General features: G+C 65.6%; 25 protein-coding genes. 2 read left to right on the top strand and 23 right to left on the bottom strand.

The window, feature by feature from the left end; all coding sequences use genetic code 11:
- Positions 1-35 precede the first annotated feature (35 nt).
- The 17 genes from ACOOHP_RS00400 to ACOOHP_RS00320 all read right to left on the bottom strand — a co-directional run bounded on the left by ACOOHP_RS00400 (position 36) and on the right by ACOOHP_RS00320 (position 18,874).
- The gene (locus ACOOHP_RS00400; protein ID WP_420464492.1) at positions 36-452 is read right to left on the bottom strand and encodes a ClpXP protease specificity-enhancing factor; all 417 of its coding nucleotides are present in this window, start codon (positions 450-452) and stop codon (positions 36-38) included.
- Between the two features lie 9 nt (positions 453-461).
- Complete coding sequence (locus tag ACOOHP_RS00395) at positions 462-1,133, bottom strand: glutathione S-transferase N-terminal domain-containing protein (protein ID WP_420464491.1); 672 nt, start codon at positions 1,131-1,133, stop codon at positions 462-464.
- Between the two features lie 220 nt (positions 1,134-1,353).
- The gene (locus ACOOHP_RS00390) at positions 1,354-2,124 is read right to left on the bottom strand and encodes a cytochrome c1 (protein ID WP_420464490.1); all 771 of its coding nucleotides are present in this window, start codon (positions 2,122-2,124) and stop codon (positions 1,354-1,356) included.
- The gene (locus ACOOHP_RS00385; RefSeq protein WP_420464489.1) at positions 2,121-3,371 is read right to left on the bottom strand and encodes a cytochrome b; all 1,251 of its coding nucleotides are present in this window, start codon (positions 3,369-3,371) and stop codon (positions 2,121-2,123) included. The genes ACOOHP_RS00390 and ACOOHP_RS00385 overlap by 4 nt, the downstream gene beginning before the upstream one ends.
- 16 nt (positions 3,372-3,387) lie before the next feature.
- On the bottom strand, positions 3,388-4,005 hold the full coding sequence (gene petA, locus ACOOHP_RS00380; RefSeq protein WP_420464488.1) for a ubiquinol-cytochrome c reductase iron-sulfur subunit: 618 nt from the start codon (positions 4,003-4,005) through the stop codon (positions 3,388-3,390).
- A gap of 163 nt (positions 4,006-4,168) precedes the next feature.
- Positions 4,169-5,989 (bottom strand): polysaccharide biosynthesis/export family protein, encoded by a 1,821-nt coding sequence (locus ACOOHP_RS00375; RefSeq protein ID WP_420464487.1) that lies wholly within the window; start codon positions 5,987-5,989, stop codon positions 4,169-4,171.
- Positions 5,990-5,991: 2 nt separating this feature from the next.
- Positions 5,992-7,098, bottom strand: a complete 1,107-nt coding sequence (locus ACOOHP_RS00370; protein WP_420464486.1) for a hypothetical protein — start codon at positions 7,096-7,098, stop codon at positions 5,992-5,994.
- Positions 7,095-7,760 (bottom strand): ABC transporter ATP-binding protein, encoded by a 666-nt coding sequence (locus ACOOHP_RS00365; RefSeq protein WP_420464485.1) that lies wholly within the window; start codon positions 7,758-7,760, stop codon positions 7,095-7,097. The genes ACOOHP_RS00370 and ACOOHP_RS00365 overlap by 4 nt, the downstream gene beginning before the upstream one ends.
- A 7-nt stretch (positions 7,761-7,767) precedes the next feature.
- Positions 7,768-8,943, bottom strand: coding sequence for an ABC transporter permease (locus tag ACOOHP_RS00360; protein ID WP_420464484.1), 1,176 nt, complete (start codon positions 8,941-8,943; stop codon positions 7,768-7,770).
- The gene (locus ACOOHP_RS00355) at positions 8,931-11,207 is read right to left on the bottom strand and encodes a glycosyltransferase family 2 protein (protein WP_420464483.1); all 2,277 of its coding nucleotides are present in this window, start codon (positions 11,205-11,207) and stop codon (positions 8,931-8,933) included. The genes ACOOHP_RS00360 and ACOOHP_RS00355 overlap by 13 nt, the downstream gene beginning before the upstream one ends.
- 47 nt (positions 11,208-11,254) lie before the next feature.
- Positions 11,255-12,826 carry a hypothetical protein gene (locus ACOOHP_RS00350; protein WP_420464482.1) on the bottom strand — a complete coding sequence of 524 codons (1,572 nt, stop codon included), beginning with the start codon at positions 12,824-12,826 and terminating at the stop codon, positions 11,255-11,257.
- Positions 12,827-12,853: 27 nt separating this feature from the next.
- Positions 12,854-13,753: a formyltetrahydrofolate deformylase gene (gene purU / locus ACOOHP_RS00345; protein WP_420464481.1), complete on the bottom strand. Its 900-nt coding sequence runs from the start codon at positions 13,751-13,753 to the stop codon at positions 12,854-12,856.
- 136 nt (positions 13,754-13,889) lie between these two features.
- Positions 13,890-15,215: a thioredoxin family protein gene (locus ACOOHP_RS00340; protein ID WP_420464480.1), complete on the bottom strand. Its 1,326-nt coding sequence runs from the start codon at positions 15,213-15,215 to the stop codon at positions 13,890-13,892.
- 7 nt (positions 15,216-15,222) lie between these two features.
- Positions 15,223-15,975, bottom strand: a complete 753-nt coding sequence (locus tag ACOOHP_RS00335) for a hypothetical protein (protein WP_420464479.1) — start codon at positions 15,973-15,975, stop codon at positions 15,223-15,225.
- 68 nt (positions 15,976-16,043) lie between these two features.
- The gene (locus ACOOHP_RS00330) at positions 16,044-17,087 is read right to left on the bottom strand and encodes an SAM-dependent methyltransferase (RefSeq protein WP_420464478.1); all 1,044 of its coding nucleotides are present in this window, start codon (positions 17,085-17,087) and stop codon (positions 16,044-16,046) included.
- A gap of 78 nt (positions 17,088-17,165) precedes the next feature.
- A complete protein-coding gene (locus ACOOHP_RS00325; RefSeq protein ID WP_420464477.1) occupies positions 17,166-17,960 on the bottom strand; it encodes a DUF1295 domain-containing protein in 795 nt (264 codons plus the stop codon).
- A gap of 134 nt (positions 17,961-18,094) precedes the next feature.
- Entirely contained in the window at positions 18,095-18,874 is a 780-nt protein-coding gene (locus ACOOHP_RS00320; protein WP_420464476.1) for a tyrosine-protein phosphatase, read from the bottom strand.
- A 121-nt stretch (positions 18,875-18,995) separates the two neighbouring features.
- Between ACOOHP_RS00320 and ACOOHP_RS00315 the strand changes: the two genes are divergently transcribed.
- Both ACOOHP_RS00315 and ACOOHP_RS00310 read left to right on the top strand, forming a co-directional pair.
- Positions 18,996-19,733, top strand: a complete 738-nt coding sequence (locus ACOOHP_RS00315) for a PEP-utilizing enzyme (RefSeq protein WP_420464475.1) — start codon at positions 18,996-18,998, stop codon at positions 19,731-19,733.
- Between the two features lie 150 nt (positions 19,734-19,883).
- Complete coding sequence (locus ACOOHP_RS00310) at positions 19,884-21,440, top strand: hypothetical protein (RefSeq protein ID WP_420464474.1); 1,557 nt, start codon at positions 19,884-19,886, stop codon at positions 21,438-21,440.
- A gap of 135 nt (positions 21,441-21,575) precedes the next feature.
- Here the strand turns inward: ACOOHP_RS00310 and ACOOHP_RS00305 are convergent, their stop codons facing one another.
- From ACOOHP_RS00305 to ACOOHP_RS00280, 6 genes are all read right to left on the bottom strand, one after another.
- Positions 21,576-22,112, bottom strand: a complete 537-nt coding sequence (locus ACOOHP_RS00305; RefSeq protein WP_420464473.1) for a hypothetical protein — start codon at positions 22,110-22,112, stop codon at positions 21,576-21,578.
- 89 nt (positions 22,113-22,201) lie between these two features.
- A complete protein-coding gene (locus ACOOHP_RS00300; RefSeq protein ID WP_420464472.1) occupies positions 22,202-22,414 on the bottom strand; it encodes a cold-shock protein in 213 nt (70 codons plus the stop codon).
- A gap of 251 nt (positions 22,415-22,665) precedes the next feature.
- Positions 22,666-22,926, bottom strand: a complete 261-nt coding sequence (locus ACOOHP_RS00295) for a hypothetical protein (protein WP_420464471.1) — start codon at positions 22,924-22,926, stop codon at positions 22,666-22,668.
- Positions 22,927-23,182: 256 nt separating this feature from the next.
- On the bottom strand, positions 23,183-24,673 hold the full coding sequence (locus ACOOHP_RS00290) for a flavin-containing monooxygenase (RefSeq protein WP_420464470.1): 1,491 nt from the start codon (positions 24,671-24,673) through the stop codon (positions 23,183-23,185).
- A gap of 161 nt (positions 24,674-24,834) precedes the next feature.
- Positions 24,835-25,188 (bottom strand): type II toxin-antitoxin system PemK/MazF family toxin, encoded by a 354-nt coding sequence (locus ACOOHP_RS00285; protein WP_420464469.1) that lies wholly within the window; start codon positions 25,186-25,188, stop codon positions 24,835-24,837.
- Complete coding sequence (locus ACOOHP_RS00280) at positions 25,185-25,436, bottom strand: hypothetical protein (RefSeq protein ID WP_420464468.1); 252 nt, start codon at positions 25,434-25,436, stop codon at positions 25,185-25,187. Before ACOOHP_RS00280 ends, ACOOHP_RS00285 begins: the two co-directional genes overlap by 4 nt.
- Positions 25,437-25,558: the final 122 nt, after the last annotated feature.

The following is a 25,558-nucleotide window of genomic DNA, read 5'->3' as shown; positions in this document are numbered from 1 at the left end:
CACATCCTCGCGCCGTTGCGACGGGATCGCGCGGGCTACTTCACCACGCGCAGATGACTGCGGCCCGGTTTGGGTTTGGGCGGCGTCTCGCCGGCACTGGCGGTGGACTCCGGCACGGTATCGGGCGGCAGCGGCGACTCGACATCGCCGAACACGATGCCCTCGCCGTTCTCGCGCGCAAACACCGCCAGCACCGCGCCGACCGGCACGGTCACCTCGAATCCGCGGCCCGAGAAACGCGCGGAAAACCAGATCGGGTCGGACTGCAGGTCCAGGTTCTGCACCGCCATCGGGCTGACGTTCAGAGTGATGCGGCCTTCCTGCACGTATTCGCGCGGCACGTTCACGCCCTCGACGTCGGCCGCCACCAGCAGATGCGGAGTGAAGCCGTTATCGGTCGCCCAGTCGTAGATGGCACGGATCAGATAGGGCCGGCGGGATCGATGGTTCATCCCGCGATTCTAAGGCCTTTGCACCCGACCGGCCGGCCGTTGCGCGTCGACCAGGCTGGTCGCGAAAGCGGGACGCGCGAAAACACGCTCGGCGTAACGGCGGATCGGGTCGGTGCCTGCGGGCATCTGCATTTTCAGCGAGCCCAGGCGCCACAGCAGCGCAGCCCAGGCGCAATCGGCGATGCCGTACTCCAGCCCCAGAAACCATCCGCGCGAAGGAAACAGTCGCGCGCTGGCGGCCAGACGATCGCCCAATTGCTTGCGCGCAGCACGCGCTGCCGCAGCGGCGCCGCTTTCGACTTCGCCGACCAGGCTCATCCACTCCTGTTCGAGTTGCTGCATGGCCATGCGCAGGCGTGCGCGTGCCGAAGCTTCCGGCGGCATCATCGGCGGATGCGGGTAGCGCTCATCGAGAAATTCCGCGATCAAGCGAGCCGGGTAGATCACCGTCTCGCGGTCGGTCAAGGTTGGCAGACTGCGCATCGGATTGATGGTGGCCAGGTCCTCGTCGAAGCCGGCGGGGCGCTGCACACGCACCCGCACGCCGGGCACATCTTTTTCGCACAGCACCAGACGGACCCAGTGGCAGGCCGTGCCGGTGTCGGTGCAGTAAAGCGTGACGCCTGCGTTGGATGCCGGCTTGGCCGCCGGCACGTACTTGGATTTGCTGCGCAATGCCATGGCGTCGCTCGTCTGCGTCGTCCCGGGCCGGCCACCAATGTGCACCGCGCGGTCCCCGGCAAGCAAATCCTGGGCGTTGCCGGAATGCGGGGATTCGCCACGGTGCCCATGGAGCAGCCCGGCCGAAGGCGGAAAGCGACCGCACCGCGGTGCCGGACCGCCGATGCGCCCAAGAAAAAGCCGGCGCGAGGCCGGCTTCCAAATCAATCTGCGGGGGCGATCAGTGCACGTCGCGCCAGTATTCCTTTTTCAGCAGGAAGGCAAAGCCGAGCAGGACGAACAGGTACACCAGCACCTTGACGCCCAGGGCCTGTCGGGCAGACCGGCCCGGCTCGGCGGCATAGGCCATGAAGTTGACCAGATCGCCGACAAACTTGTCGTAGTCGCGCGGCTCCAGGCTACCGGCCTGCACGATCTCGAAAGGGTCGTCATGGCCGCCGTGGCTGTCCTCGCCACCCTCGTCATGCTCGTGCGTGGCCGGCACCTGCCAGCCCTGCAGTTCCCACAGCACATGCGGCATCGACGCACCGGCCAGCACCAGATTGTTGACGCCCAGGGGGCGTGCGGGGTCGACGTAGAAACTCTTGAGATAGCTGTAGACCCAGTCTTCTCCGCGCGCCCGGGTCTCCAGCGTCAAGTCCGGCGGCAACTGGCCAAACCATTCCTTGCCCTTTTCTTTGGGCATGGCGCTGACGATGGTGTCGCCGATCTTGTCGCTGGTGAACATCAGATTCGCCTGCAGCATTTCTTCGGGAATCTGCAGGTCCTGCGCCACCCGGCTGTAGCGCATGTACTGCATCGAATGGCATCCCGAGCAGTACGCCATGAAGTATTTGGCGCCGCGCTGCACCGACGGCAGGTTGCCGACATCGGCCTCGTAGCCGTAGGGCAAGGCGCCTCCGCCGGCCGCCAGCACGCTGCCGCCGAACAGGGCACCGGCGATCAGCAGGGAACAGGTCAGCATCTTGCTGATGGGAGACAGGAGCTTCATGCGGTCACCCTCTCCGGCACCGGCTTGGATTTTTCGAGTTTATGAATGAACAGCAGGCTGAAGAAGAAGTAGAAGTAATACACCGTACCGATCTGCGACAGCAGCGTGCCCAGATCGGTCGGCGCCTGCATCCCGAGGTAGTTGAGCATCATGTAATTGACGCCGAACACCACCGTGGTGACCTTGGTGATCATGCCCTTGTAGCGGATCGACTTGATCGGGTTCTTGTCCAGCCAGGGCAGCACGAACAGGATCAGCACCGCGGCAAACATCACGATCACGCCCGGCAGCGCGGAACCGAACATGGACGGGGTGGCGCGCAACATCGCGTAGAAGGCACCGAAGTACCAGGCTGGCGCGATGTGCTCGGGCGTGACCAGCGGGTTGGCTTCCTGGAAGTTGGGCTTCTCCAGCAGATAACCACCGCCGTCCGGCGCGAAACAGATCAGGCTGGCGAAGATGATCAGGAAGACCACCACGCCGACGATGTCCTTGACCGTGTAGTAAGGGTGAAACGGAATGCCGTCCAGCGGAACGCCGTTTTCGTTCTTGTGCTTCTTGATCTCGACGCCGTCGGGGTTGTTGGACCCGACCTCGTGCAATGCGATCAGATGCGCCACCACCAGGCCCACCAGGGCGAAGGGCAGCAGCACCACGTGCAGCGAGAACAGGCGGTTGAGCGTGGCATCGGCCGGGATGTAATCGCCCTGAATCCATACCACCAGATCGGGCCCGATCACCGGGATGGTGCCGAACAGATTGAAGATGACGTTGGCACCCCAGTAGCTCATCTGGCCCCAGGGCAGCACGTAACCGGCGAAGCCTTCGGCCATCAGCACCAGGAAGATCAGGCAGCCGAAGATCCAGATCAGTTCGCGCGGCTTCTTGTAGCTGCCGTAGATCAGGCCGCGAAACATGTGCAGGTACACCACCACGAAGAACATGCTGGCGCCGGTGGAGTGCATGTACCTGAGGATGTTGCCCCAGGGCACGTCGCGCATGATGTATTCGACCGAGCCGAAGGCCAGCGCGGCGTCCGGCTTGTAGTGCATGGCCAGCCAGATGCCGGTGAGCAGCTGGTTGACCAGCACCAGCAGCGCCAGCGAGCCGAAGTAGTACCAGAAGTTGAAGTTCTTCGGCGCGTAATACTCGGTCAGGTGATCCTTCCACAGCTTGGTCAGCGGGAAGCGGTCGTCGATCCAGCCGAGGAAGCCGGTGGTCTTGTACGGATTGGGAACGATAGCCATGTTCTGTTTTCGTCCTTCAGGCCGCGACCGGGTCTTCGCCGATCACGATGGTGTTGTCACCGTCGTAACGATGCGGCGGAACGGCCAAATTGATCGGCGCCGGGACGCCGGCGTATACGCGACCCGACAGGTCGAACTTGGAACCGTGGCAGGGGCAATAGAAGCCGCCCTGCCAGTCCGCTGCGATCTCGGGCGCCGGCGTGTTGGGACGGAAGCTGGGCGAACAGCCCAGATGCGTGCAGGACCCGATCATGACCAGCAGCTCCGGCTTGATGGAGCGCTCGGCGCCGGTGATGTAGCTCGGTTGCTGCGGCTGCTCGCTGTCCGGATCCGCCAGCTCGTCGGTGACCTTGGACAGGCTGGCGATCATCTCCGGTGTGCGCTTGACGATCCACACCGGCTTGCCGCGCCAGCCCACGATCAGCAGCTGCCCTTCGCCCAGGGCCGACACGTCGACGGTCACCGGAGCACCGAGCGCCTTGGCGCGCTCGCTGGGTTTGAGCGAAGCCAGAAAGGGCCAGGCCACGAAGCCGGCGCCGATGGCGCCTACGCCGCTGGTCGCCAGTGTCAGAAATCGCCGGCGGCCCGGGTCCACACCCGGCGCCGCGGCGGCGGCCACGCTTTGCGTGCTCATCAGAATCAAGCCCCCTGGAGGATCGTATTGACGTCCGGCGGGGACCTGGGTAAGAGCGCCAACCCGGATTCGGCACCCCGCCTAACCCGGCGATTATAAGCTGCCGGGATCGCGCCCGAAACCGACCTCGGCCAATTCTCCGGCCGGCGCCCGGAACGTGCGGTTACAGCCGTGCCAGCACGCCGGCGGCGATGGCGATCTGGTAGATCACCTGCACCACGTCCTTGCCGAACTGGAAGCGCTTGGTGTCCACGGCCGGCAGGATCATGATCTCATCGCCCGGCTCGACCCGGGTCGACATCACGAAACCCTGACCGTTTTCGGAAGCGATCTCCCCCGACTGGCGGATCAGCAGCACGCGGTCGGCCGAAGAGCGCTGGATCAGCCCCCCCGCCTGATTGATGTAATCGCGCACGTGATAGCCCTTGCGCCAGACAAAAGCGTTGGGCAGATACACCTCGCCGTGCACGTTCACCAGTTGGCTGTCGCGTGGCACGCGAACCACGTCGCCGTCCTCCAGCGCGATCGTGCTGGGGTCCAGGTCGCGCGGCAACACCACCTGTCCCTTGGGCACGATGTCGCGCGCGCGCTCCACGAACTGCAGCACCAGCTCGGCCTCGCGCGTGCGCAGCTCGGCTTCCTCGCGGGTCGCCGACCGCGCCGACAGGACCGCCTGCTCCAGGCGGTTGAGCATCTCGTCGAGCACCTGCTTTTGTCGGGCTGCCACGCTCACCCGGAACAATTGCAGGCTCTCCGGCCGCGACTGCTCGGAAAATTTCACCTGCGCGATCAGGTCGGCCAGGGTGGCCGAGTACGGCAGCACATACTGGCCGGCGCCCTCGTGTTCGCCTTCCAGGGTCACCGCGATCTGGCCGACCAGTCGATCGGCCACCACTTCGATGAGGTCGCCGGTTACCGCCGGGCCGTTCAGCAGCGGATCGCCCACCGGCACGTAGACCGCTTCGCGCCTGGTGCCCTGGTTGCGGGTCAGGCTGACGTGGGTGGCACGCCCGCTGATTCCGGCCATCTGCAGCATCTGGGCGATGCTGGTCGGCGGGCGGAACTCGAACTGTGCCGGGCTCGCCACCAGGCCCTCGATGCGCACGGTGGGACCGATCGGGCCGATGAAGATGCTGTCGCCGTCGCGCAGCTGGATCTGCGGCAGGCGGCCGCGGGTGAGGAAATCGTAGAGATTGACCGCGGTCACCAGCTTGTCGCCGCGCAACACCCGCACGTCCAGGTAGCTGCCGGACGCAGGGTCGACGCCGCCGGCGCGGTCGATGAAATTGAGGATGGAATCCGAGGCATAACCCGGGTACAGACCGGGGCGCCGTGCGAACCCGGACACGAACACCTTGACCGGCACCGCGCTGGCCAGCGTGGCGTAGACGCCGACATCCTCCCGGTACACCTTGCGCACCTCGCGCAGTACGTGCTCGTTGAGCTCGCCGTTGCGCACGTTGACCACGCGCACCGGCCCGACCCGCGGGATGAACAGATTACCTTGCGCGTCGACCTGCAGTTGCAGCTGTCCGTCCACCGCACCCCACAGCTGAACGTCGACCTGATCGCCGACGCTGATGAGGTAATCGGGGTTGAAGCCGCGGAAGGACTCCTGGGCGAAGCGGCCCTGGAACAGGCTGCTGCCGAACACCGCGCTCTGGCTCAGCCATTCTTCCGAGTACAACGCCTCCGGCACCGGCGGCGCCTGCCGGGTGTCGGCCTGGCGCTCGGACCGCAGCGGATCGGAATACTGCAGCCTCTGCTGCTCGCGGTCGCCGAACAGCGGTTCCGGTGTCGGCATGCGCGGTGCGGTCTGCTGGCTTTGCTGCGAGGTCTGGTTCTGGGTCTGCGAGGTCTGGTTCTCGGCCTGACCCGGAAACGGGATGCCATTGCGCGGATCGACCTGCTGAGCCAAGGCCGCAGACAGGCTCGCCGCACCGAGCAGCGTCGAGGCGAGCAGATGGGCAAGGGCAACCTTCATGATCATTCCATGTGATCGCGGATCGAGGCGATCAGCAGCCCCCCGATCAGGTAAAGCAGATTGAGAAAGAAAAACAGGGTCGTCACGTTATAGGAGCGGCGCGGCATCAGCGAGGCCTCCGGCAGCGTCGGCCCCGACACCCTGACCAGATGCTTGACCTTGCGTGAGGCATCGAGTTTGGCCGCCTCCAGACTGCGCAGGCTGCCCTGATAGACGTCGGTAGCGACCTGTAGCGCCAATTCACGCTCCTTGAACTGCAGCACCAGATCGTTGAGCGGTTGGGTGTCGCCGGCCTTGACCTGCTTGCCGCGTTCCTGCTCGATCTGGCTCTGGATGGCGGCAATCTTCTTGCGCTGAGACACCACTTCCGAAGCGGTCGGACTCATGAAGCTCTGCAAGGCTTTCAGTTCGGTGCGCGCGCGCGAAAGCTCCTGTTGCAGGCCGCCGATGATCTGCGCCACCGCCTGGCTCTCCAGCACCGGATCGAGCATTCGGTTCCGGTTCTGCAGATTCACCAGTCGCGCGGTCTCCTCGCGCAGGCGCCGATCGGTCTTGTCCAGCTCGCCCTGCACGAAGGCGACCTGCTCGCGCGCCAGGCTCTGCCCCACCTCGTTGACGAAACGCTCGGCGCGCTCTGCGATCGCCGCCGACAGGCGCTGGGCATAGGCGCGGTCGAACGCCTGCACGCGCAACCGAATGATGGGCGCGGCCTCGTCGATCTCTACCGCAACGTAATTCAGATAGTGCTTGAGGAAGCGCTCGGACGACGCGTCCGCCGCCATACGCGAGAACGGATCGAGCGTCGGCGACGAATAGTGCGCGCGCAGATCCAGCGTCTCCTGCAGATGATCCAGCATCGCCGGGCTCAGGATGAAACTCTTGACCAGCTCGGCGTCCAGCGCCGAACCCGATGCGTTGGGCGTAAGCAGTCCCAGAGCGATGGTCGCCATGCCGGCAGGATCGTCGCCTTCCACGATCAGGCGGGTATCGCTGACGTAACGGTCGGTGGACAGCAGCAGATAGTAGGCGCCCAGCAGCAGCGTCGGCAGCAGCACGATGCCGGCGTAGGCCCAGCGACGGCGCAGCAGAGCCAGCAAGCGGTCCCTCATCGATTGTCCTTGCGATAGGCGGAGATCGCCTCATTGATGTCGTCGAAATATCGCACCACCCCGCCACTGATATGCAAGCCGACCGTGCATTGCTCGCGCAGGCTGTCGACGTTGTGGCTGACCAGCAGGATCCCGGCCATGCCGCGTTTGGATGCGAACATGGCGTTGGCGCGACGGCGGAAACGCTCGTCGCCGACCGCGGTGACTTCATCCACCAGATAGTAGTCGTAATCGAACGCCATGCTGACCGCAAAGCCGAAGCGCGCGCGCATGCCGGACGAATAGGTGCGGATCGGCTGTTGGAAGAAATCCCCGAGCTGCGCGAACTCCTTGACGAAGGCCATGCGTTGCCTCATCACCTCGTCGCTGTCGCCGAAGATGCGGCACACGAACTTGGCATTCTCCGCCCCGGTCAGCCAGCTCGACAGTCCACCGCTGACGCCGATCGGCGGCGACACCCGGCCCTGGGTGCGAATGCTGCCGGCGCTTGGAGGGTCGATTCCCGCCAGCATGCGGATCAGAGTGGACTTGCCGGCGCCGTTGCGGCCGAGAATGCCGATATTGGTTCTGGCCGGCAGGCGCAGACACAGATCGCGGTAGACGTGGTGACGGCCGCCGCGCGGCAGGTCGTACCACTTGCTGACGTGATCCAGTTCGATCATGGCCGCATCATTGCCCGATCAGGTCGCGCCGGTAACGCCGGTACGCCGCCAGGCCCAGCAACATCGCGACCAGCGCCGATCCCAGCAGATACATCCAGCTCCCGAGCGGATCGTACTTGTGCAGCATGGCGCCACGCGCCAGGTCCACGCCGTGCAGCAGTGGGTTCCACAGCAGCCATTCGCGCACGCCGGGCGGCACTTGGTCGATGGTGAAGAACACCCCCGAGATCAGGAACAGCGGGCGTTCCAGCACCCCGATGACCTGGCGCGATTCCGGCAGCTTCACCACGCAGACATCCGCCAGCAGCCCCATCCCCAGAGTAAACACGAACATGGTGGCCACGGTGGCGCCGAACAGCAGCCAGTTGTCGGCCGAGATGTCCTGGCCGAACCAGACGAAGCCGCTGAGCAGCAGCGCAAACACCACGATCATGGTCAGAAACTCGAACAGCACACGCACCAGCAGCACGTCGAACGGTTGCACCTGGCGAAACTGGTACAGCCCGCGATAGCTGCGCGTGGCGCCCAGGCAGCGGTTGAAACCGTGCAGAAACATGAAGAACGGCACCACGCCCAGCCAGAAGAAATACATGCCGCTGACGCCGTAGATGTCCTCGCGGCCGCGACCCAGGGCGTGGCGGATCGCGGTCAGGCCCACCATGAAAATCATCGGCTGCAGGATCGCCCAGATGAAGGCCGAGCGGGAACGCCCGAAGCGGTCGCGCAGTTCGCGCAGCACGAAGGCCTTGAGCGCACTGCCGAACACGGTCCACTGGGTGCGCTGTCCGGGTCGCGGCAGCGCCGCGATCAACGCGCGCATCTCCTCGATCTCTTCGGGGGTCGGCTCGGTGGCAGCGCGCTTCTCGATGGCCTTGGCAGCGGGGCCGTCGAACACCAACGGGCAACCGCGCAGCACCGCGCCGCTCGCGGCTTCTGAGATCACGACGCGATCGCCGGCCTGCAAGGGTGCATCGGCCGGCAGATGAAAGCGGAACGCACGCCGCGAATGGTCGCCGCTGGCCGAAGCCACCGGCGCCCCCAGGACCGTCCTGGTCCGCTCGGCGCCGTCGACCGTCAACAACAGCACCAGCGGCTCGGGTCGGCCTGCCGGATCGACCCAGCCACCCAGCGTCTCGCCGCCGATCGCGGTGATCGCGCCTTCGAGCGGTTTCAGGCCTGCCATGACACCGGTGCGGAGGAGGTTTGGAGGGATTTCTGCAGTGCCGGCTCATCGTCCCACCAAGGACTGTGCAGGGCCGGATGGTCTTCGAGCCGCAGGTCGAGATCGCGACGCGACAGCCAGGGATGATAGTAGGGATCGGCGTCCAGGCGATGCTGCCAGCGCTGGCGCATGGTGGCGTGTTCACGCGCGAACAGCGCGCGTTTCTCCGGCGTGGTGTCGCGGCCGCGCGACTTCGATTCGTGATGCACCAGCTCGGCGTAGGGCGTCCACACGCAGCGCCAGCCGCGCTCGGCCAGCTTCAGGCACAGATCGATATCGTTCAGCGCCACGCGCAGATGCGCCTCGTCCATGCCGCCGACGGCCAGATATTTGTCGCGACTCACCGCCAGGCAGGCACCGGTGACGGCACCGACCGCCTGCACCGCCTTGAGCCGCCCCAGATAGCCATCGTCATTGCGCGGCGCGCCCCAGTGCACATGCCCCGCTACCCCGCCGATGCCCAGCGCCACGCCGCCGTGCTGGAGGGTGCCGTCCGGGAAGTACAGCTTGGCGCCCACGGCGCCCACGTCCGGTCGCACCGCCAGCGAGACCATTTCGCGCAACCAGCCCGCGGACAACACCTCGGTGTCGTCGTTGAGCAGCACCACCACCGTGCCGCTGGCCGCAGTCACCGCTAGATTGCAGATGGCGGAGAAGTTGAACGCCGCGTCGAACGGCAGCACGCGCACGCGCGGATCGCCTGCCAGCACCTCCAGGTAGGCCAGGGTCGCGGCGTGACGGCTCTGGTTGTCGACCAGGATCAGTTCGTAGTTCGGGTAATCGGTGAGTCGCAGCAGGCTGTCCACGCACACGCGCAGGTGCGCGTCGCCATCGCGTGTGGGCACGATCACGCTCACGCGCGGTGCCGGCTTGGGCAAGGGTCTGCGCACGCGCAGCTGGCCGGGGACAAGGCCGGCGCTCACTTCGCAGCCGGGCAGGTCCTGCCAGTACGCCTGCAGCGCGCTGCAGGTCGCGTCCAACCGCTCCTCGGTCAGGCAGGCGGCGGGTCGCGAGCAGCCGATCACCGGCACATGACGGATGCGGTCGGCCGACATATTGCGGGTCAGGCGCAGCAGCAGGTCGTAATACGCCATGCCGCCCAGCTCTTCGCGCCAGCCGCCGCAGCCGCGCAGCGCGGCAATCTGCAGCGCCGCCAGCGCACCGATGTAATCGTGCGATTCCAGCAGTTCCGGATTCCATTGCGATTTCAGCCGCGGTTCGACCCGCTCGCCTCGTGCGTTCAGGCCGTCCTCGTCGGTGTAGATCAGCACGGCCTCGGGATGAAGCTGATGCTCGGCCGCCACAAAGTACAGGGCCAGCGGCCGGACTCGATCACCCGCGCGCAGGCGGATGAGGTAGCCCTGCGTCACGTCCTCGATCACCCGGGCCGGGCTGGCACCCGCCGCGTGAATTCGAATGCGCTCGCCTTGCGCCAGCGGCAACTTCGCGGCAATCGCACCCAGGATCTCAAGCTGCCAGTGGGGCCATAGCTGGGCGGTCACGCTGTCCACCGTCTCCTGCACCCAAGCCGCGTCGGCATCGGCGGCATCCAGTACCAGGGTGAACAGCGGCCGCTCGGGCATGCGCGCGATATGTGCGCGCACCTCGTCCCCCACCTGCAGCGGATCCGCTTCCGCGCGGGCGCACAACGCCGCATAGCTACGCGGCGACCGGTCTGAGGAATGCAGCTTTGGACGACGACGCCAACGCTGCGTCAAGAACCACACCAGCCAATGCAGCAAGGGCCGCAGACGCAGCTCATCGCTGGCGACGAAACGCAGGGTTGCGCCCAGACCCAGGTAGCGCAACCGCAGCAAATGGACATGGGCGTAGAACCGGCACGGCGCCGGTTCCGTCCCCACGCCCGCCTCGGTCCGCGGGGACCGCCGCTGCGGGTCCCGCAGCTGCCAGCGCACGCGCGTGCACCAGGTCGGGATATAAACCGTGATTTCGAAGCGCCCCGGCCGCGGCAGCATCGCGTCCAACACATGCCGGGCCTCGGTGCTGTCCGCAGGCAGAAACTCCAGCCGCAGCCGGGCCTGGCTGTCGGCAGGCGCAGCGAGGTGACCCTGCAGCCGGCACAGGCCGACCGGCAGGCCGCGACGGCCCAGGTCCAGACATTGATCCTCGTCCGGATCGGCAACCGCGCGCAGATCGGCATCCAGGTCCCTCGACTCACGTCCCTGGTGCAACAGGCGGCGTAGCGCCCGCAGCCGTCTCGACACCAATCCCGTCGGCTGCGGCCCGCCACACGGCGACGACGTCGGCGCGCTCATGCCACCGCGGCGGCGGGCATGCTCAGCACCACCAGGTCGTGACGGTCGCCCCCCACCTTTCGCTGAACACTCAGGACTTGGCACACACGGCTCCAATGCTCACGCGCCAGGCGTAGCACGCCCGCATCGGGGACCTTGGGCGGTCCCGGCAACACGACCCAGAGCACCACCCGCGCACCCGGTGCCAGCACATCGCGCAGTGCCGTCAACAGTGCCACGCTGCGTCCTGCATCGACCTGATCCGCGCTCATGGACACGATTGCCACACGGGGTTTCTGCGCGTCGCCTGCATTCTTTGCATCCGCCTCGATGTCCGCCACGCCGCGCGCGCACCGCACCTGCCAGGTCGGCCCGCAATAGGTCTGCATCCGTTCGGCCAGGGCCGCCGGTCCGATCAGCGGCAGGCATCGCGATGCCGTGCCGGAGGCCGGCTCCAGCGCCGCCGCCAGGGCTCCCCAGCAGCGCGAGGCCGCGCGTTCCCAGGCCGGCGGTGCGCCCGGCGCACTGCGGGCCTCCGGAATCAGGTTCAGAACCTGCCGGTGAATCGCGGGCGCGACCGGCCGTCCCTCCCAGATCCCGGCCACGCGATAGTGCTCGCGCCCGCTGGCGTACCGACCTTGTGCCACCGCACGCGCGACATCCGGGAAGGCCTGCAAGTAGGCGGCCTCATCGAAACCCTCGATCTCGACGGGAACTTCGGCCAGGACTTCCACGACAGTCCGCCGCGACGCTGGCGCATCCGCAACCACCGGCAAGGGCTGCAGGCCCCCGGCATGGGTATCCCATTCCTGGCAGGCGCGGTAATAGTCGTCACGCGCCAGCGCCGCGTGCGGCAACGGCGCCATCCCGCGCGCGAGCAGGGTGCGCGAGGTCGGCTTGGGGCCGTGGAAGTGCACGATGGCGGCGCGGTCGTTGCGGCCCCAATGCGGTTTCCAGTTCAGCTCCAGCGGCAGGCGATCCCAGGCGAAGCTGCCATTGCGGCGCGAACCATAGAACGCGCGCAAGGCCGCCTGGTCGTAGCCGGTCTTGCGTAGCGTGTCCATGTGCTCGTTGATATACGCGCGAAACGGAACCAGCATTTCGCGCAGGCGCGGCACGTTCATCCACAGCACCCCGGAGTTCATGTCCAGGTAGTTGGACGGATCGGACTGCGGTGCGGCGGCAAAAAATTCCGGCTCCAGGACCTGCAGTTGCGCCGCCACGTCGCGACGGAACATCACGTCGCAGTCGGTGTAGAGCACGTGCCGATCTTCGATGCCCAGTTGTTCGCACAGCTCCGGAATGTCCAGGCGCAGATAGGCCCCGGCGCCGGTGCTCACGCTCTGCTTGCGGCCGCTGCTGCGGGCATGTTCGACCAGCCGCTCGTACATGGAAGTGCGGTGATGCACCACGCGCACGCCGTGATCCTGCATCCAACGGGTCAGCGCGCAGGGCTCGCCGTCGAACAGGAAGATCGGTTCCAGTGAGGTGTGGCGGCGCGCCGAGCGCACCGCCACCTGCGTCATCAGACAGTAGTTGGCGTAGTCGTTACCCGCGTCGTTGAGGGCAAAAAACCATTTGATCGACATGATCCGATCAGTCCGGCCACCGCGTGCTCAATCGAACACCACGGTCTTGTTGCCGTCGAGCAATATGCGGTCTTCCACTTGCCAGCGTACTGCGCGCGCCAGCACCTGCCGTTCCAGGTCGCGACCCAGGCGCTTGAGTTCTTCCACCGACATGTGGTGCGCCACGCGCGCGACGTCCTGTTCGATGATGGGGCCCTGATCCAGATCGGCGGTCACGTAATGCGCGGTGGCGCCTATGATCTTCACCCCCTTCACATAGGCCTGCTGGTACGGATCGGCACCGACGAAGGCGGGCAGGAAGGAGTGATGGATGTTGATGATGCGGCTGGGGAAGTGACGCACGAAATCGCCGGACAGGATGCGCATAAAGCGCGCCAGCACCACGAAGTCCGCCTGCCCCTGCACCAGCTCCAGGATGCGCGCCTCGGCCTGCTCCTGGATGTCCTGCGCGAACGGCACATGCTCGAAGCGCACGCCGAAGCCCTCGACCGCGGTGCGCAGGTCCGGATGGTTGGAGATCACCATCGGAATGTCGGCGCGCAGCTCGCCGCGCGACCAGCGCCACAGCAGCTCCAGCAGCGCGTGATCGTGGCGCGACACCAGAATCGCCATGCGCGGCCGGTCCGCGGCGAAGGACATATGCCAGTCCATGCCGAAGCGCGTCCCCACCACTTCGCCAAAGGCGCGCTGCATGGCGTCGCGCGACAATTCCACATCCGGGGTCTGGAATTCCAGGCGCAGGAAGAAACGACCACCCGAGGCGTCCGACGAATGCTGGTCCAGCTCGGTGACGTTGGCGTGGTGGTGATACAGAAATGTGGTCACCGCCGACACGATGCCGGGGCGGTCCGGACAGGTGATCAGCAGGCGGGCGGTGGTGTCGGCAGAGGGGCTCAACGCAGTGGGATCAATAGGAAGGCCCGCCATTTCATCCGGCGCGGGCGGTTTCGGCAACCGGCGGGTCCTGGACTGCGCGTGTCGCCGGGTCTGACGAGGCAAAGCCGGGGCGGGTGTTGCACCCACATCGGGTTAGACACCGGGTGGATCCCGGGTTGCACCCGGGCTACTTTTTCAGCGCCGCTTTCACCGCGGCCACGCGTTCCGGGAACCACGGACCATTGGCCTTGAACGCCTGCGCCGCGACCTTGCGGGCGTCTGCGGCGCGGTCCAGCGCCATCAACGCGCGCACCTGCAGCTCAGCGACTCGCAGGCGGTTCTCGCCATAGGCTTGCGCGCTGGCCTGCTCCAGGTAAGGCAACGCGGCTTCGGCCTCACCCCGGTCCAGCAAGTGCCGGCCATAGCGGTAGGGATAGACGTAATCGTCCGGCCACTGCGCGATCAGGTGCGGCATCAGCGCATCGTAGGCGGCGTGATCTTCCAACGCCTCGACGAACACGCGCAGGTTGTCGGCCGCGCTGCGATCGGCACCCAGATCGTCGCCAATCTGTGCGCGCAGATGCGCCACGGCGCGGCGCAGACCCGCCTCGCGCGCGTCTGCCTGCCCCAGGCGCTGGTGCAGATCGGCCAGGCCCAGCACCGCGCTGCGGGTGTCCGCGCAGACCGCGCCGCGATCCGCGCTGAGCACACGCTCGCGCACCAGGGTTTCCATCTGCGCGCGCTGCGCCTGCAACAGCGTCGGCGACGCGCTCTCGCCCTGGTCGGCGGCGGCATCCAGGCAGGCCAGGTAGCGGCGCAGTTCATAGGGGCGCTCGCAGCCCAGGTCGGCGTCCAGTACCTGCTCGGCGGCGGCCGTACAGCCCGGGCCGTCCGGGACGGCCGCGGACTGCATCAATTGCAGGCGTGCCAACGCCGCCTTCAGGGCCGGCCGTTGGGGGTAGTCGATCTGGCGCAGTCGCGGCGGCAAGGTTTCAAACCACTGCAGCCCGCCGTCGGCATCGGCACGTGCCTGAAAGGCCTGCAGCGCCGCCAGCGCCGCCTCGGCGCCCGCCGCACCGCCTTGGCGCGCTTGCGTCTGCAAGTCCGCCAGGCCGGCGCCGGACTGCAGCAGACGGTCCATGGCGGCGTAGAAGTCTGCGCGCGTCTGTTCGCCGAGCACGCGTCCGATCTCGACACCCTCGGCATCCAGCAGCAGATACGCCGGCAGGGCCTTGACGTTCCACTGCTGCATGCGCGCCGCCCCTTGCGGGCTGTCGGCGTCGAATTCCAGCAGTACCGCGCGCTGCTGCAGTTGCGTCCACTCGGTGCCGGTGTGGACGTGCTTGGCCATGTAGTAGCAGGAGTAGCACCAGGGTGCGCGGAACTCCACCAGCACCGCGCTGCGCTGTTGCGCAGCCAGCTTCAATGCCGCGTCCAGATCTGGTGCCGTGGTAGCACCCTGCGTCGCCACGCTCAGCAACCACAGTCCGGTCAGCAGCAGCGCGCGGTGCATGCCCGGCTCACTGCAGCGGCGGCAGGGTGGTGGGGGCGTCGGCCGGCGGCTCGCTGTAGTAGGCGATGCGCGCATCAAAGACCTTGCCGGTGTCCGGATTGATGACATTGGACGGGCCCCGGTACTCCAGCAGGCGCTGGGTATCGGGGTCGTAGCTCACCTCCAGATCGGGTGCCACCAGCCGCAACAGGGAATTGGCTTCCACCTTGAATCGTGCTGCGGGCTTGCCCTCGAAGCGGGCGTCGTCGATGCGCCGGGCGCGAAATTTGTAGCTGTCCAGATTGCCGGCGGCAATGAAGGTGAAGGCCACGGTCTGGCGATCGATCAGCGGCTGGAAATGCGCCAGCAGGAAATTGTGGAAGCCGGAATCGCCGGTGATGGGGTCTTTTTTGTCGACCTGCTCGGTCTTGGTCTTACCGTCGCTGGTCTTGGTCAGCGTGACCTTGGTGTCGATGGCGGTGATGCCCTCGGCGTAACCCTGAGCCGGCAGCGAATACTCGTACAGCGGAATGTAGGGGTCGGCGGAGAAATCCAGCTTCTTGACCCCCCACAGCGTGTTGTCGGGCGCGTAGTAGCGGATGGTTCCGCTGGCCCAGCGACCCTCCTTCCAGACCTGTTCGTGCACCTCGGTGTAGATGTAGCGGTCGCTGTCGAGATCGTAGGCGTAGCCGTAGAAGCGACGGGTGCCGTCCTCGGCAAGGCTGATCTGGGACATGGCGAGCAGTAAGCAAACCAGCAGCGCACGCATCATGGCGGACATCCGGTAGTCATGGGCAGAGATACGACATCGTATCCGCGTCCGAATTTCAGCGGCACATGACGCCCGCCTCAGCGCTTCTCGAACAGGTAATGCCCCACACCCCACTCGTTGCCGCCGCGGTAACCGAACAGCTCCGCCACCGCCATGTAGAACATGCGCCAGCGCTGGAACCAGACCGCCGCATCGCGCTCGCCATAGCACTGCGCGAACACCGGCATGATCTCGGCCTTGCGCGAATCCATGCCGGCCAGCCACTGATTGGCGGTGCGCTCGTAGTGCTGGCCACCGACCCACCATTGCTGCAGCACGCGCAGGTCATCCTGAAAGTTCAGCAGCAGGTTTTCCGACGGCATGGTGCCGCCACGGAAGAAATACTGCGTCATCCAGTCGCTGCGGCCCTTCTGCTCGAAGTGATACGCCAGCAGCTTGTGCACGAAGATGTGCACGAACAGGCGCGCCTGCGGCTTCATCCAGCCGGCGATCTTGTTGAGCAGCAGGCCGTAGTTCTTCATGTGCTCGAACATCTCGATCGAGATCACGCGGTCGAAGCCCTCGCCGCGCGCCTCGACCGGCATCTCGTAGTCGGCGATGTTGCCGGTGAGTATCTTGAGGTTGGCGATGCCGCGCTCGCGCGCCCGCTGCAGGATGAATTCGCGCTGGCCGTTGGAATTGGACAGGCCCACCACCTCGCAGTCCGGCATGCGCTGCGCCAGCCACAGCGACACCGAACCCCAGCCGCAGCCCAGATCCAGCACGCGCATGCCCGGCGTCACGCCGAGGCGCTCCAGATACAGCATCAGCATCAGTTCTTCGGCCTGCTCCAGGGTCTCGTCACCGTTCGGATAAAGACAGCACGAATACTTCAGCCGTGGCCCCAGGTGCAGGTGGAAGAACTCGGCCGGCACCTCGTAATGCTGTTCGTTGGCCGCCGGCGCCTCGATGGCGATGGGGCTGGCCCGCAGTTCGGACAGGAACTGGTTGAAGCGCTGCGAGCGCACCTCGCCATTGCCGTTGGCCTCGTCGGTCAGGCGCCGGGAGATGAGCTGGCGCATGCCCAGTCGTGACAGCGCGTCAGGAATCAGGCCACGTTCGCAGAGATCAATCAGGTCCATATTTTCCTGGCGTAAGTCATTTTGGAGAGTGTGGCGCATGGCTGACGCCTGAAGCCTGAAGCGAGCGCCGCGAGCGTCCTAACGCCCGAAGCCTGCTTTGCGGGGCGGCCAGGGGATCAGCGCCGAGGTGGTACGCACATACTCGGCATAGCCGGGCTTGCGCTGCATCATTTCCTTTTCCATCAGCGGCACGCCGGACATCTTCATCAGTAGGAAGGCCATCACCAGCGGCGCGCCCAGGGTGAGCCACCACAGGTCCATGCCCCAGGCCAGCGGCACATAGGCCACCCAGTGCAGGCATTCGAAGAAGTAATTGGGGTGGCGCGACCAGCGCCACAGACCGGCGCGGCACACCTGCCCCCGGTTGTCGGGGTTGCTGCGGAAGCGCTCCATCTGGGCATCCGCAATGCCCTCGCCGACGATGGAGGCCAGGAAGATCAGCAGCGCCAGCACCAGGCAGGCAAACGGTGGCACGCCGTCGCGATACACCAGCGGCAGGAAGGCGCTGGCGGACAGCATCAGGGTGAACAGATTCTGGAACTGGAAGAACCAGAACATGTTGAAGTCTGCGTTTGCGCCCCACCTCCGACGGAAATCCGCGTAGCGCCAGTCTTCGGTCTTGCCCCAGTTGCGGATGAACAGGTGCACGCCCAGGCGCAGGCCCCAGATGCCGCCCATCAGGGCCACCACAATGCGCAGGATCAGCGGCGCATCGCCGGCCCAGGCGTAGAACACGGCCAATCCGCCGAGCGTGAACGCCCACACGGAGTCCACCAGTCCGCCGTTGCGGGTGCTCAACTGCACCAGCCAGGCGAGGGTCTTGGCGGCAACCACAATAGCCACCGTGAGCAGGAAAGCGTTGAGAGGCGTCATAAGTCGCACACGTTACACCGGCGCCATTACGGGCTGCCGGCCAAAGTGGATTCGCCGGCGGCATCGCTGTCGGACAAGACCATGACAGGCGACCGGGCGCACGCACGGCTGCGACGGGGCCGGGCAGCATCGCTTCAGATCAACAGCAGACCTCGCAGACGCGCGCGCGCCTTCTCGTCCAGCCGCATCGCGCGGCGCAGATATTCATCGGTGCTGCCCCAGCCGTCTTCCACCGCCCGGAAGGCGGCATTGAGATAGTCGGGATGTGCTGCGGCTACGGCGGCGCGACAGGCAGGGTCGGACTGCGGCCCGAACAGATGATCCAGGTTGCGCCGATGCGCGGCACGATCGCTGATCGCGTAGTCGGCCACGATGTGTTCGCGCGGCACGTCCAGCGCGGTCAGCACGATGGCAGCGGCGAACCCGGTGCGATCCTTGCCGCTGGCGCAATGAAACAGCAGCGGCAGCGCGTCTGCCTCCAGCAGGCCCTGGAACAGCTGCGCGAAGTGCTCGACGTGTACCGTCGCCAGCGCGCGGTAATGCTCGTGCATGTAGGCAACCACCCCCTGCGGAGCGATCGCGCGCCGGTTGATGGCGTCCCAGTTCTCCTGCGTGCCCTGCGGCGTGAAGCCCAGCTCCAGCGTCCGCGGCGGCGTGCGCGCCGGCAGGCGATTCTGCCGGCGCGCACATTCGTGCGGCGCGCGGAAGTCGCACACCGTGCGCAGCCCCAGCTCTGCGAGCCGCTCCACATCGGCGTCGCTGAGTTCCCACAAGGCATCGGACCGATACAGGCGACCAGGGGCCACGCGGCGACCGTCGCGGGTCGGGTGTCCGCCAAGATCGCGCAGATTGATCGCGCCTTGCAACGGAATTCGGTCGACGGGTCCGGGCAGGTGAGGGGCTGAGGCGGTCATGTCGGCTCACTGGCAGCTTCACGGTATTGTTCTACAATCGCGTCGAACTAAACATACCGAATTGAACGCTCGCCACGGGTGGGCGTGACGATTCGTCCTGCAGCCGCACACAGGAGGAGCGATGGCCAGACTGTTCGTGGACACCGACAAGTACGCCGACGACGAAGGCCCGCCGATCGTCGACGCGTTCCACAGCGCAATCAAGGATCTGGTGCGGCGTCGTCTCGATGAAGCCGGCGGCAACTGGAACGAATTCGTGTTCAGCGCCGCCTTCGACACGATCACCGCGGCCGACATCGCCGAGGTCGAGAAAAAGCTGCTGGCGACCGGCTACCGCTACACCGTCTCCGCCACCATTTCCCAGACCGAACGGCCGGAGGCTTACAAGCCCCTGTCCGGCGGCGACGACCCGGCGCAGTTTTCGTTCGAGCATCCGGATGCGAAGGTCGCCGCCGCCGACGCCCAGGGCCGCGTAGCGCGTGGACAGGGCGACAACGTGGTGCAGCGCGCCAGCAACACCATCGGCGTGGCGCGCTATTTCCGCAACAACGAGCAGGTCATGAAGGCGCTGACCGAAGGCGTCGCCGACGACACCATCGGCATCATCGACGACAGCGGCGGCACCCTCACCGCACCGATTCTGGAGAAATTCAAGGGCGTGATCTGCGCTGGCGGCACCGTGCGCTCGCACCTGGGCATTCTGACCCGCGAGTACGGCATTCCCTGCCTGATGAACGCCAAGATCAGCGGGATCCGCGAGGGCGATCGGGTGGAGATCGAAACCAGCGGCCCGGCCAGGACCGGCGAGATGTACCAGACCGGCGAAGAGTGCGCGGTACGCGTGTGGAAGCTGTCCTGACCCACACGTCCCTCAGGTAAGACCTTTTTGCCACGGATGCACACGCAGCGACACCGATAGACGCAAAGTCCAGGGGCGCATCCAGGCCCGCTTGTGTCCATCCGTGAGATCCGTGAGATCCGTGGCGTAAAAATTATGGAGCCGCCGTTCGTGCATAAAGAACTCAGCTACACCCAACTGCTCGAAACCAACAACCTGCTGCAGAACCACGGCGAGGAGACTTACTGGCTGTGCGTGACGCGCACCGTGCAGGAATCCAAACTATTCCCGGTCTCGGCCTACATCCTGCTGTCCTACCTCAACGCGTTCTATCGTTGGCCGACGCTGCTGCGCAAGATCGAGCGGCACATGCCAGCCGAGCGTATCGCCGATCGCGTGCGCAACGTCAGCGCCAAGTGCGAGACCATCGGCACTGCCTGGTGTCTGCCCAACTTTTATCTGCTGGGCCGCGAACACCTGATCAACATGGGCATGATCCGTCCGCAGGACGGTATCGAGGACGTCGCCTATGTCTGCGATTTCTGGAAGCGCTACGCCCTGTCCTGGCGCCGCAACGAAGGGCATATCTCGGCGCGTGAGGCCAATCATCGCTGTCAGATTTATCCCGAGCGCAAGCTTCAGGTCTTTCACGCGGACATGTACCCGTGCGAGGCCGGCGACGCCCTGCACACCGCGGCCGGCAAATTCATGGCCGCCACGGCGCAATACGGCTTTCTGGTGTCCTGCGAAAGCCGCGTGTCGATGACCGCGCACGGCCCGTACAAAATTGCCGACAACGTCGAGATGCTGGTGCGCAATTTCTACGACCTGTCGCAGAACGATTACCCGTGGACCGACGGCGTCGCCGACGACATGCCCTACAACTGCCTCACCGTCACCACCGCGGTGAAGGACACGCACTTCTATCTGGTGGACGACTGGGGCAGCTTCGAGGCCAAGCCGGACTACAAGTCGGAGAACATCTGCGGTGTCGGCCTCTACACTTCCGATCCGCTCACCGAGACCCACGTGCCGGTCGGCATGGGCAGTCGCGAAGAACTCACCCGGACCTTCGAAGAACTGGCCGAAAAAATGCGCCAGGCCAACACCAAGCTGTGGATGCGCCTGTCCGGCTACACCCGCGACCAGTTGCTCGACTGCGGGGCGCTGGTCTACTACTCGATCGTCAAGGACCTTGCCCACTTCGCTGGCTGCTACGAGATCGACGACTGGATGAAGATCGACGAGCGCGCCAACCGCTTTCGCGGCCTGCTCAACGACGATTACGCCAACGAAGTCCTGGGCGCGATGCTGGTACCCCTGACCCTGCCGAGTTCGCAGGCGCAGGAATACCTGATGATGGTGCACGGCAATCAGGCACGGCGCGTCTATACCCCGTTCTCGTATGCGTTGTTGGACGCCAAGGATTACGTTGGCTCGGTGGGCGGTCTGCACGCCGGCACCAGCACCTTGCCGGACAAGATCGACCGCTATCGGACCTCGCAGGGCGTGCTCACCAACGCCGAGTTCAACGCCCGCGTGAAGGCTTTTACGCCCGCGCTGGCGTCCGCGAAGTTCCGCGATCTCGACGAGACCTGGGTCAAATACCACTACGACTCGCCGATGGCCAACGAAATGTATCGCGCCGAGCAGCAGTATTCGCGCAAGCTCAAGGACAGGGGTGCCGGCCTGCGCAGGGCGGATGTGGAGGCCTTGCGGGACCGCTGAGTCACGCGGGCAGATCCTGTCAGTTGGGCGAGCAACGCTGCGGCGGTTGGCGCAGAGTTCCTGCGCAGTGACAGCTTGGGACCGGCTGGGTTTGCAGGCTGGGCTGCGCCAGCGCCGGCCCGGTCTGGCCTCAGTTCAGCAGTCGACGCCCTTGCGTTCCTGCTTTTCCCGGTCGGCCAGCGCTTCGGGAACCCGATAGCGGCCGCCGGAGATCGGCACGGCCTGCTCGATGTGATAGTGGCCGTCGGTGCCCAGGAAGGCGCCGGCACTATGGTACTTGCCGTCCTGGCCGCGAAAGGCGCCACGCGGATGGTACTTGCCGTCCATGCCCTTGAAGGCGCCGGGCGGATGGTAGCGGCCGTCGTCGCCGATGAAGGAGTAGCGCGGGTAGTAACGCCCGTCGACGCCCTGAAAATCTTCGTGGTGCCGGTACTGGCCGTCGGGGCAGCGCACGTGATCGGGGCTGTGATAGCGCCCGTCGTCGCCCAGGTGATAGCCGGGCGGGTGGTAGCGTTGGTCGCTGCCAAGGAAATATCCCTTGGGATAGTAGCGACCGTCGGTGCCGAGGATGGACCCGGCGGGGTAGGTCTTGCCGTCCACGCCGCGAATGCGACGATCGTCGATTCTGGGGGACCGCTTGCTGCGGCCTACGGCACTGGCGGAAGGTGACATGGGGTCAGATTCCCCGGTGGCGCGCGCGCCGGTCCGGGGAATCGTGGTCGGTCCTATGGTCGGGCTGGCCAGACGTGGGACCGGCCGGCTCAGAGCGGCTTGATCTGAGTGGCCTGCATGCCCTTCTGGCCGCGAGCGGCCTTGTACTGCACGCGCTGACCTTCGGTCAGGGACTTGAAGCCGTCGCCCTGAATTTCCTTGAAGTGTGCGAAAAGATCTTCGCCACCGTCGGCAGGGGTGATGAAACCAAAGCCCTTGGCGTCGTTGAACCACTTCACGGTGCCGGTCGAGATATCTGACATTGCTGCATTCCTTTGAAAAGTAAAATTAAAAACGACGAACAGGACAAACCCTGCGCCGTGTTGCACAGAATCAAGGAAGCGAGCCGAGGGAGATTGCGCTAAAGCCGCTTGGGGAAAGCGGACGAACGATACCGGGGATGACAAGCTTGACACGATGCCGGCGCACTGTAGGCGTTCCGGGACGGCGTGTCGAATCGGGCAACGCATCCCCGGTCGTTCGGGCGCCAGCCGGCCCCTTCGACCGGTCTGCCTCAAGCCGCGGTCTTGACCAGAAATGCCGCGACCTGGGCATCGGCCACTTCGCGGGTGGTCTGGTAGCGCAACTGGATCATGCCGGCGAGCTTGTTGAGATTGCCGTGTACGCCGGCGAGTTGGGCCGGATCCAGCTTGGGCCACAGGGAAGTGGCGGTCGGCAGGGCGCGCTTCCAGCGTGCTCGCTCTTCGGCCTGTTCGACGGAGGCTGCGGCGGCGATCTGCTTGCGCGTGCGCATCACCGGCATGGCACGCGGCACGGCGGCGGATACGGGTTTTGCCCCGGTCGACGCCGGTATCGGCGCGGAGACGGCAGGAGCAGGCACAGCGCTGGCGGGCATTGCCTGAGCTGCGGGTAGCTCGGGCGCAGCGGCCGGAGCGGAGATTTCGGTAGTCATGATGTGATCCGTTGAGGAGTGGGCAACGGATCACCATACGCGCTATTGCGCGCTCGCGTACCCGGGCCGGGGCCGCGCCACCCGATCCCTCTCGCCGCGCCCGAACCCGGCTGCGAAGCTATGCCGCTTCCCGTAGCGGCTGCGCTTGCGCAGGCTCGCGCTCATAGCGCAGGGCGTCGTCTTCCAGGGCCCCGAAGGACAGGCTCAGCAGATCCAGGAAATAGTTCTGCTTGAGCTGCCAAGGCGCCTTGCCGCCCTGCTTGGGGAACATGGCAGCGGCGCGCTGCACGTAGCCGGAGGTCAGGTCCAGCAACGGTAGTTCGGGCATGGAGTTGTCGGTATTGACCGGCGTACACACTTGGTAGCTGTGCTTGTCCATGTGATTGAGCAGACGGCAGACGTAGCGCGAGATCAGGTCTGCTCGCAACGTCCAGGAGGCGTTGGTGTAGCCGATGCTGGCGGCCGCATTGGGCACGCCGCTGAGCATCACGCCCTTGTAGCTGAAGCGCTTGGACAGATCGACCGCCTGGCCGTCCACGCTGATCTTGACTCCGCCCATGGCGATGAGCTGCAGGCCGGTGGCGCTGACGATGATGTCGGCGTCCAGGTGCTTGCCGGATTTGAGCTGGATGCCGGTGGCGGTGAAGGATTCGACGTGATCGGTTTCCACCGAGGCGCGACCCTTGCGGATGGCCTTGAACAGATCGTTGTTGGGCACCAGGCACAGGCGCTGTTCCCAGGGGTTGTAGGTGGGCTTGAAGTGCGTATCCACCGGGTAACCCGGCGGCAGCGCGCGCGCCACGTACTTGCGGATGATGCGCTTGGCGAACTCCGGCCGGCGCCGGCAGACCTGGTAGATCAGCATGCTGAGCAGCACGTTCTTCAGGCGGGCGGCGCCATGCGCCATCTGTTCCGGCAGCAGACGGCGCAAGGCGTTGGCGATCGGGTCCTCGGCCGGCAGGCTGAGCACGTAGCTGGGCGAGCGCTGCAGCATGGTGACGTGTGCGGCCTCATCGGCCATCGACGGCACCAGGGTGACGGCAGTGGCACCGCTGCCGATGACCACCACGCGCTTGCCGGCGTAGTCCAGGTTTTCCGGCCACTGCTGCGGATGGATGAGCTGGCCCTCGAACTGGCTGGCACCGGGGAAATCGGGCGTGTAGCCGGCGTCATAGCGGTAGTAGCCGCTGCAGCTATACAGAAAATTGCAGGTCAGGCGGGCCTTTTCGCGATCCGGGCCGCGCTCGACGTCCACCGTCCACTTTGCCTCTGCGGACGACCAGGACGCGGCGATGACCTTGTGCTGGAAGCGGATATGGCGGTCGATGCCGTAAGCCTGCGCGGTTTGTTTGAGGTAGCGCAGGATGGACGGGCCGTCGGCGATGGCCTTGGCCTCCTTCCACGGATGAAACGAAAACCCCAGGGTGAACATGTCGGAATCCGAGCGGATGCCGGGATAGCGGAACAAATCCCAGGTGCCGCCGATGGAATCGCGCCCTTCCAGGATGGCGTAGCGCTTGCCGGGGCATTGCTCCTGCAGGTGATACGCCGAGCCGATGCCGGAAATGCCGGCTCCCACGATGAGGACGTCCAAGTGTTCCTGCGTCATGCGGATCTCCGAGTTTTCGCTATTGAGATGACGATGCGGCAAGCCTAACGCGGCGTCTGGCCGATGGACCGCGCACGGGTGTTGGCTGGGACGATCCTCCTATCCTCGCGGGGCCGCGGTCTGTGGCCTTGCGGATAAGGGGTGCTGGCGCGGCGGCCCGGTCAGCGGCGTCGCGTGGGGTCGATGATGCCGGTACAGATGTCCAGGATTTCGTCCAGCACCGGGCCGCTCAGGCGGTCGATCCTTTTGCCCTTGCGCGCTGCCCATTCCAACGCCTTGATCTGATGGCACAGCACATTGCCGCTGACCTTCAAGCCTGTCCCCATCAAGGTCACAGCACTGACGCCGCGCGCCGCCGACTGCGCGCCGGACGTAATCGGCAGGGTCCAGGCCAGTCCGAAATGTGCGTTGAAGGCCTTTGGCGTGACCACCAGGCAATAGCGGTCACCTTTCATCTCCCGCCCGCTGGCGGGGTCAAAAGCCAAGTGAAGTACATCCCCTACATCCGGGGTCATGCTTCATGGCCCGTCGGCGGCATTTCGTCCCAGCCCGGCGACCGCAACTTGGCCACCGACTTCGGCGTGCCCTGAATGATCTGGGCGAGAGAAATCCGCTTCCTGGCAACGGGCCTGATGGTCAATGCGTCGTCCTTGATCTCGACGTCCACGTGGTGGCCGGCGCCGAGCCCCGTCTGCTTGAGATACATCGGCGGGACGGTGAACGTGACCGAGCCTCCGGCGCGGCGCAAAGCGATGACAGGCATGGGCTAGTTCTCCGAAAGTTGGACAAATGTAGCATCCTCGGTGGCGCACCCGGAATCGACCAGTGCGGCCGTTCTCCTGAGCAGCCGGGGAAAACCACCGCGGGCAGTTCCGGATAGTTTGT

Origin of the sequence: Panacagrimonas sp. (assembly GCF_965216805.1) — a bacterium.
Lineage (GTDB): Bacteria > Pseudomonadota > Gammaproteobacteria > Nevskiales > Nevskiaceae > Panacagrimonas.
This window is presented reverse-complemented; position numbering and strand designations above follow the sequence as displayed.